The sequence below is a fragment of the Bacillus bingmayongensis genome (assembly GCF_000299035.1).
In the GTDB taxonomy this organism is placed as follows: domain Bacteria; phylum Bacillota; class Bacilli; order Bacillales; family Bacillaceae_G; genus Bacillus_A; species Bacillus_A bingmayongensis.
Map to the genome: position 1 here is coordinate 1 of NZ_JH921529.1, position 7,992 is coordinate 7,992.

The window sequence follows — 7,992 nt, forward strand, 5'->3', positions numbered from 1 at the left end:
AATGGCAGATTATGAGGTTCTGGTGCAAAAACTTCAGGATAATTGCAAGTAATCTATAAATCTTGGACATACTGATACTATTACTCTAAAAAGGTGTGTGATTGGTATGGAAAAGAAAAATTTGTTCAAATGGAAGCACTATCAGCCTGATATTATCTTATTAACGGTAAGATGGTACCTACGGTACCATCTAAGTTTTCGTGATTTAGTGGAAATGCTGGAGGAACGGGGTTTATCCATTTCTCATACAACGATTATGCGTTGGGTTCATCAGTATGGTCCTGAATTGGATAAACGGATCCGACGCTACCTTAAACAAACAAATAACTCCTGGAGAGTCGATGAAACATATATCAAAGTAAAAGGGCAATGGATGTACCTGTATCGTGCTGTTGATTCGAAAGGAAACACAATCGATTTTTGCCTAAGCAAAACAAGAGATCAGAAGGCTGCAAAGCGCTTTTTCAAGAAAGCGTTGCGGGCTTTTCATGTTTCAAAACCTCGCGTGATAACAGTCGATAAGAATCCAGCTTATCCTATAGCAATTGAACAGTTGAAAAAAGCATACCTGATGGTATGCAACTTAGACAACAAAAGTATTTGAATAACATAGTAGAACAAGAGGTTCTGTTGCGAAGTTTTGTTAAGGTTAAGTGGTGCCAACAAAAAGTTGTACATTTTATGCGGTTGTTAGTAGCTCCTGTAATTCATTGTACGTCGAAAAACCGAAGTCTGAGCCAAGACTTCGGTTTCGTTTATATAAAGCATGAATGGTTTCGATGCCTTTCAAGGTACGGGAAGCGTGGCGAAGATTTTGAAATCCTGCGGATTTGGAAAATCTTCGCTTCACATGCCTATGGTCCTGTTCAATGAGATTGTTCAAATGCTTGCTTGTACAATGAATTGTATTTATATAAAAGCCTTGTTCCCTTAATTTGTTAAATGCGCAAAGTAATGCTGGTGCTTTGTCTGTAGTGAGAACCGCTGGTTCTCCAAAGATTTTGACCAATCTTTTCATAAAGGCATAGGCAGCCTGATGATCCCGTTTTTTACGAAGTTGAATATCCAATGTGTGCCCGTCTTTATCAATTGCACGATATAAATAACACCATTTTCCCTTGACTTTTATATAGGTTTCATCTAGTTTCCAAGATAATGGAACGTTTTTATTTTTCTTCTTCCAAATTTGATAGATAAGATTTCCATATTCATGAACCCAGCGCATGATGGTTGTTGGGTGAACCGAAACACCACGCTCTTTCAAGATTTCAGATACATCACGATAACTTAAAGAAAAACGACAATAGTAGCCGACGGCTAGCAAAATAATATCCTTTTTAAACTGTTTTCCTTTAAAATACCCCATATATCATTCTCCTGCTCACACTTTTTCTACAGGTTATCTCAGTTTAGAAATCTTTGCAACAGAACCCTAAAGAGTGATTTAGCAAGAAAGTTAATTTATACAGATCCTTATCAAGTACACAGTGAATTAAAGGACGTTCAGCAAACAGCCAGAACTGCATTAAGTGAGGTGAGAAAGTTGGTATCTTCCATGCGTGGGATTAGATTAAATGAGGAGATTTCTCGTGTAAAGCAAATTATCGAAGCAGCACAAATCCATTTTGTATTTGACCAGAAAGTCCAATTAACTAACGTTTCCCTACTAACTGAGAACATTCTCAGTATGTGCTTGAAGGAGGCAGTAACTAATGTAGTAAAGCATAGTGAGGCCACTTCCTGTTACATTTCGATTGAACAATCGTGGAAGGAAATTGTGATTACTATACAGGATGACGGAACTTTTAAGAATGAGGAAGAGTCTACAGCCAAAAGTCACGGATTAATAGGAATGAAGGAACGTTTGGAATTCATAAATGGCGATTTAGAAATGAGAACAGATGACGGAACAACTTTAATCATAAGAGTACCAAATGATGTCAAGTAGACAGATAAGGAGAAACTTAAATGATTACAATTGTGATTGCAGAAGACCAGAAGATGCTGTTGGGAGCCTTTGGTTCACTATTAAATTTAGAGGAGGATATGACGGTAGTAGGACAGGCTTCTAATGGAGAGGAAGCGGTAGCTTTAGTGCGGAAATCGCAGCCTGATGTTTGTATTATGGATATTGAAATGCCTGGAAAGAGTGGGCTCGATGCTGCTGAAGAGATTAAGGATTTAGGTTGTAAAGTTATTATCTTAACAACCTTTGCTCGTTCCGGTTATTTTCAACGCGCTTTAAAGGCTGGTGTAAGTGGTTATTTATTGAAGGATAGCCCTAGTGAAGATCTGGTAAGCTCTATACGTGGGGTAATGACAGGAAAAAGAATATATGCACCTGAACTCATGGAAAGTGTTTACGGCGAGGAGAATCCCCTTACTGACCGGGAAAAAGAAGTATTAGGGCTCGTAGCTCATGGGAAAAACACAAAAGAAATTGCTGTTGAACTTAGTATAAAAACAGGAACAGTTCGGAATTATATTTCTCAAATAATGGATAAATTAGAAGTTAAAAATCGTATAGAAGCGATTGTCCAGTCAAAAGAAAAAGGCTGGTTTAAGTAGTGTGAAACAGAGATATTATGGGTTCTGTTGCGAAGTTTTGTTAAGGTTAAGTGGTGCCAACAAAAAGTTGTATATTTTATGCGATTGTTAGTAGCTCCTGTAATTTATTGTATGTCGAAAAACCGAAGTCTGAGCCAAGACTTCGGTTTCGTTTATATAAAGCATGAATGGTTTCGATGCCTTTCAAGGTACGGGAAGCGTGGCGAAGATTTTGAAATCCTGCGGATTTGGAAAAACGTCGCTTCACATGCCTATGGTCCTGTTCAATGAGATTGTTCAAATGCTTGCTTGTACAATGAGTTGTATGTATATAAAAGCCTTGTTCTCTTAATTTGTTAAATGCGCAAAGTAATGCTGGTGCTTTGTCTGTAGTGAGAACCGCTGGTTCTCTAAATGTTTTGACTAATCTTTTCATAAAGGTGTACCGCCAGCATTTTGGAAAAAAACACGCTAAGCAAAAAATACAATAAGCCATCCATATGGGCAGCTCATTTACATAATGATCGTTATCAGAAGTTATTTGATTTCTATTGTTGTTACGGCATAGACCTTACAATTGATTCTATTAGTAATGACAAAATAGCTAAAAGAACAGTCATAGATGTGGAAACAAAGATTACTTTTCTGTTTATGCTTAGAATTTTTTCATTGGATTTACGGTGTATCAAATATAACCATATTCCCACAAGGATAGAACTACCCCAAATGATTAATCCTGTTTGTGTCACGATCTTTTGCCAATCAACAATCCAGAAATAGAGAATACCCAGTTGTATAATGAGTAGAACGGATGTAATAGATGTTGTTATATATTTCTGCATATGTATCACTCCGATATGTCAGTATATTTTTAAATTACAGCAAACCCCTCTCCCTTTAGTAAGGAGTTTGCATCATTGCTTATGTACAACACAGTGTAGCATCGCTAAAGGCATCTTCGGGAATATATACTTTACCATCTTTTATTTCATACGGAATGTTATTTCTTTTTAGTTTAGCTGTATCAACAGTGTCAACAGTGCTACCCCACTGTTCTAACTTACCGTTGTACTTTTGACAAGCAGGTAACACTAAAAGAGCTGTAAAACATAAAAGTAGATTTCTAAAACGATGTTTCTCCATAATAACCCTCCTCCCCTACTTATTTTACCATTGGAAATAAACAATTTCTGTAAAAAATAGATGTATATCGTATACATGTAAAGTTAACATAACGAATCATTATCGGGATTCAATGTATTTAGAAGACTATTAAAAGCCCTTCAAATTATTTAACTGGAAGACTTTCGTGTTCACATAATTTCTCGTTATTGGAAGTTGCTTATCGATTGTTTAACATTTGTTATTTCTTTAAAGGCATAAATGATAGGGGATTTAGTTCTTCGCTTTCTATTACAATCGCAGTTAACCCTATATTTGTTTTGGTCGCGTGCCATTCGCCTTTCTCCCAAAATACAGCATCTCCACTTTGTACTTTGATGAACTCTTCCTTTTCCCCTCTAACACTTCCTTCTCCGTTTACAATTAAAAGAAGTTGAGGTATAACCGCTTGGTGATAACCAATCATTCCGTTTTCGTCTAGGTGCATACATCCTATATGAGCTGCTTTTTGAGTTTGGATTATACGGGACATAATAAAATCAGAATTGAATTTTTCTATCTTTTTTCCAGCTTCCTTTTTAAACTGATAAATTTCCATTTAATCCCTCCTTGTTCCTTTCTTTATTTTATCATTTAGGGGTCACCATACATGCCCATCAACTTAACATTTTGAAGTATCACCCAAATGAAAAAATTGCACTGTTAAAGGTAAATATAGATTATCAAGAATTAGTAAAGTAGAAGATTTTAATAAAAATTGGTAAAATAATAATCAAGTATTGAAATTAGAAATAGGACTGTGTTAAAAAAGGAAATTCTATACTATGGAGCAAATTATTTCAAACAATAAGAACGGATCTACAGAGATATATTATAAATTATTCTCTATGTTATCTTTGTTAACTTTTCATAAGATCACATCCATTGAAAAGAAAAAGAAAAGCCTTAAGCTTTTCCTTGAAAACGAATTAAAAAATTTAACAAAAAATAATCCTTATAAATTATAATGTGATTTGAACCATAACTTTGCCGTTCCGGCAAGGTTATGGTTCTTTTGGTTTGCGGCAAAGTTATGCTTCAATATTAGTTTATATTTAATAAGTTAAATAAATTGACATCTGTTATAAGAAGTGCCCACTTATATAGCTTAGCAAGGATTCTTTTTTAAATTTAATAATAGTTCATTTTAGAGATTTTTTGATACATGTATCATATAGTAGATTGTAGTTTCATATGGTACGGTTTTTGCTCAAGGTGATGTATTGTCTTTATAAAACGTACCGTTTTTGTTTTAGCACGCATTACAATTGAGTCTGTTTCAGCTAAGTCCCCACCTAGAAATCGTACTTCTTTTAGAATATCACCTGATGATACACCTGTTGCAGCAAAAATTGCATCATCTCCAGCTACAAGATCTTCTAATTGTAAGGCTTCATTTGGATTTGTAATCCCCATTTTAATACAACGATTGAATTCTTCCGTATTCTCTGGAAGTAAACGCCCCTGCATTTCTCCGCCAAGACATTTTAATCCAGCAGCCGCAATTACACCCTCCGGCGCACCACCAATTCCGACAAAGAGGTCTACACCTGTATTTGGAAGGGCAGTAGCCACAGCGGCACTAATATCATTATCGGAAAACATCTTAACTCTTGCGCCTTTCTTGCGTATCCTCTCCATCATGTCATTGTGTCGATCTCTTTCAAGAACCATCACGGTTAAATCTTGAATACGTTTGTTAGTTGCGTCAGCTACAATCTCAATGGTTTTTTCGATTGGATCATTGATAGATACTTTCCCCGCAGCTAATGGTCCTACTGCTAACTTTTCCATATACATATCTGGAGCATGAAGCAAATTCCCCTTATCTGCAATCGCTAATACTGTAATAGCGTTTCCATATCCTTTTGCAACTATATTTGTTCCTTCTAGTGGATCGACAGCAATATCAACTTCTATACCTTGTCCAGTTCCTAACTTTTCACCAATATATAGCATAGGAGCTTCATCCATTTCACCTTCTCCAATTACAACCTTACCCTGCATATTTATTGAATCAAATACTAATCGCATTGCATTTGTTGCAGCGTCATCTGCCATAATTTTGTTTCCCCTTCCAAGCCAACCAGCAGCCGCTAAAGCAGCACCCTCTGTAACACGTACGACTTCTAAAGCTAGTTCACGATCCAATAGAATATCCCCCTAATATGAAAACCCATATATTATTTTAAAAAATAAAGTCAATAAAGTATAACATATTTATCTTATTTGTATATCATATATTTGTATAAACACACGAAAAATGAGTAACATTCACATAGTCCTCTTCTAGTATGGATATTTAGCTATTGTTTCTACATCTGGTTTAAAATCGCCCTTCACTATAATCAAATGACTTTAGATAGTCTTAAATAAATGTCTCTCTATATAATTAATGAGAGAATTAACTAACGGCAAGTTTATGGGTTAATAAAAGACTTTTGGCAATGTTATGCTTCAAATATTACAAGAATGTTCTCTAAAAACTATGCTTTCTGGCAATATTATGGTTCAAATTGTGGCGGACTTATGATTCAAATCACATATAATACGGTTCCCAAAGATTAAACTCTATAAGACAATTTATAGGATTTTATTAAACCAATATAATGTCATATTAATTTGACCTTAAAAACGCTATTCTTTTTGTAGAAATATACAGAAAGGGTGGCGTTTTTTATGAATCTTTCGATTCAAGATGAATTACAATTATTTGCTGAAGAGTTGCATCAACATCTTGCTCCTTCATTTTTAGAGAATCTTGCTAGAGAACTAACTTTTGTACAACGAAAGCGTAAATTTTCAGGTCATGATTTAGCTATTATCTGTGTCTGGGTTAGTCAACGTGTTGCGAGTGATTCATTAGTTCGACTGTGTAGTCAACTTCATGCTGTTACAGGAACTCTTATGAGTCCAGAAGGACTCAATAAACGTTTCAATAAGAAGGCGGTTTGCTTTTTAAAACATATTTTCTCCACATTATTAAAAAATAAAATTTGTGAAACATCATTGATTCCAAGCTCTTCAATCACCTATTTTCAACGGATTCGTATTTTAGATGCAACGATTTTTCAGGTACCAAAACATTTAGCCAGTGTGTATCCTGGATCAGGTGGTTGTGCACAAACAGCGGGTATAAAGATTCAATTAGAATATGATTTACATAGCGGACAGTTTTTAAATTTTCAAATTGAACCGGGGAAGAACAATGATAAGACCTTTGGAACAGAATGTTTAGCGACATTACGACCTGGCGATCTATGTATTCGGGATTTAGGCTATTATTCACTGGATGATTTAGATCAAATGGACCAACGTGGCGTGTATTATATATCGCGGCTTAAACTAAATAATATGGTGTATATCAAAAATGAGTTTCCTGAATACTTTCGAAATGGGACAGTAAAAAAACAATCTCAGTATATCAAAGTTGATTTAGAATACATTATGAATACCTTAAAACCAGGACAGGTCCATGAAATAACAGCAGCTTATATTGGAAAGGATAAAAAACTATTTACACGAGTTATCATATATCGATTAACTGAAAAGCAACTTCGAGAACGTAAGAAAAAACAAGTATATACGGAAAGTAAAAAGGGTATTACGTACTCAGAGAAAAGTAAACGCTTAGCTGGTATGAACATTTATGTTACCAATACACCTTTGGAATGGGTTCCGATGGAACAAATACATGATTTTTATTCTCTTCGCTGGCAGATTGGCGTGTCCAGATAAGGACACATTATCTAGTTGGTGAAAGTCCAATCGGGAGAATAGACTCCACTCCCGTAGCCTGAGAGGCGCCATGAAGTGAAAACAACATAGCGAAGCCCTCTGACATCACATGCAAAAGGCATGTGGGCAAATCTCCAGGTTGTAACGTACAGTGAACGTAGACGTAGCCTCGTTACACGCAATTCCGGTGGCTGAGACGGTCGATAACGTGCGAAAGCAGCAAGAACTGACCGAAACGAGTCTGAAACGGCAGTTCTCACCGGCGGGGTATCAGCGGCGACATGGAGAGAAAGATAATGTGGAAACTGGAGAAGCCCTCGACACCCGATGAAGAAACCTCATCGAGGAGACCGTCTCTATAACCGCGACCGGGAAGTGAGACCGGTAGGTGTCAGGGTGGCGGAACGGATCGTAGTACCAGAGATCTGCGTGCAGTAAAACGCGTGGGGAGGGAAGGGTCCGAACCTGTAAATATTTCGTACGACCAAAGGAGGCAAGGGTGCCATGACAAAAACACCTATTACTTTGCAGGAACTAAGGCGACGA

Annotated in this window: 7 protein-coding genes and 4 pseudogenes; 5 read left to right on the forward strand and 6 right to left on the reverse strand. The window is 36.4% G+C overall.

Going from position 1 to position 7,992, the window contains the following annotated elements:
- Positions 1-106: 106 nt before the first annotated feature.
- Positions 107-624 (forward strand): annotated as a pseudogene (locus tag Y7E_RS30610) (IS6 family transposase); the annotation flags it as partial.
- A gap of 55 nt (positions 625-679) precedes the next feature.
- Here Y7E_RS30610 and Y7E_RS0128280 read toward each other — a convergent pair.
- Positions 680-1,366, reverse strand: coding sequence for an IS6 family transposase (locus Y7E_RS0128280; RefSeq protein WP_017154540.1), 687 nt, complete (start codon positions 1,364-1,366; stop codon positions 680-682).
- A gap of 66 nt (positions 1,367-1,432) precedes the next feature.
- Between Y7E_RS0128280 and Y7E_RS30615 the strand changes: the two are divergent.
- A pseudogene (locus Y7E_RS30615) lies at positions 1,433-1,948 on the forward strand (sensor histidine kinase); the annotation flags it as partial.
- Between the two features lie 20 nt (positions 1,949-1,968).
- Positions 1,969-2,568 carry a response regulator transcription factor gene (locus Y7E_RS0128290; RefSeq protein WP_017154542.1) on the forward strand — a complete coding sequence of 200 codons (600 nt, stop codon included), beginning with the start codon at positions 1,969-1,971 and terminating at the stop codon, positions 2,566-2,568.
- A 76-nt stretch (positions 2,569-2,644) separates the two neighbouring features.
- On the opposite strand, the pseudogene Y7E_RS30620 reads toward Y7E_RS0128290, so the two are convergent.
- From Y7E_RS30620 to Y7E_RS0128310, 4 genes and pseudogenes are all read right to left on the reverse strand, one after another.
- Positions 2,645-2,992 (reverse strand): annotated as a pseudogene (locus tag Y7E_RS30620) (DDE-type integrase/transposase/recombinase); the annotation flags it as partial.
- 112 nt (positions 2,993-3,104) lie between these two features.
- Positions 3,105-3,389, reverse strand: coding sequence for a hypothetical protein (locus Y7E_RS0128300; RefSeq protein ID WP_017154544.1), 285 nt, complete (start codon positions 3,387-3,389; stop codon positions 3,105-3,107).
- Between the two features lie 79 nt (positions 3,390-3,468).
- Positions 3,469-3,690, reverse strand: coding sequence for a hypothetical protein (locus Y7E_RS0128305; RefSeq protein ID WP_017154545.1), 222 nt, complete (start codon positions 3,688-3,690; stop codon positions 3,469-3,471).
- 220 nt (positions 3,691-3,910) lie between these two features.
- The gene (locus tag Y7E_RS0128310; protein ID WP_017154546.1) at positions 3,911-4,267 is read right to left on the reverse strand and encodes a cupin domain-containing protein; all 357 of its coding nucleotides are present in this window, start codon (positions 4,265-4,267) and stop codon (positions 3,911-3,913) included.
- A gap of 226 nt (positions 4,268-4,493) precedes the next feature.
- Between Y7E_RS0128310 and Y7E_RS0128315 the strand changes: the two genes are divergently transcribed.
- Positions 4,494-4,676, forward strand: a complete 183-nt coding sequence (locus Y7E_RS0128315) for a hypothetical protein (protein WP_017154547.1) — start codon at positions 4,494-4,496, stop codon at positions 4,674-4,676.
- Positions 4,677-4,878: 202 nt separating this feature from the next.
- Here Y7E_RS0128315 and glpX read toward each other — a convergent pair whose 3' ends face one another.
- Complete coding sequence (gene glpX, locus Y7E_RS0128320; protein ID WP_017154548.1) at positions 4,879-5,859, reverse strand: class II fructose-bisphosphatase; 981 nt, start codon at positions 5,857-5,859, stop codon at positions 4,879-4,881.
- Positions 5,860-6,387: 528 nt separating this feature from the next.
- Here glpX and Y7E_RS30625 point away from each other — a divergent pair.
- Positions 6,388-7,437, forward strand: a pseudogene (locus tag Y7E_RS30625) (IS4 family transposase); the annotation flags it as partial.
- Positions 7,438-7,992: the final 555 nt, after the last annotated feature.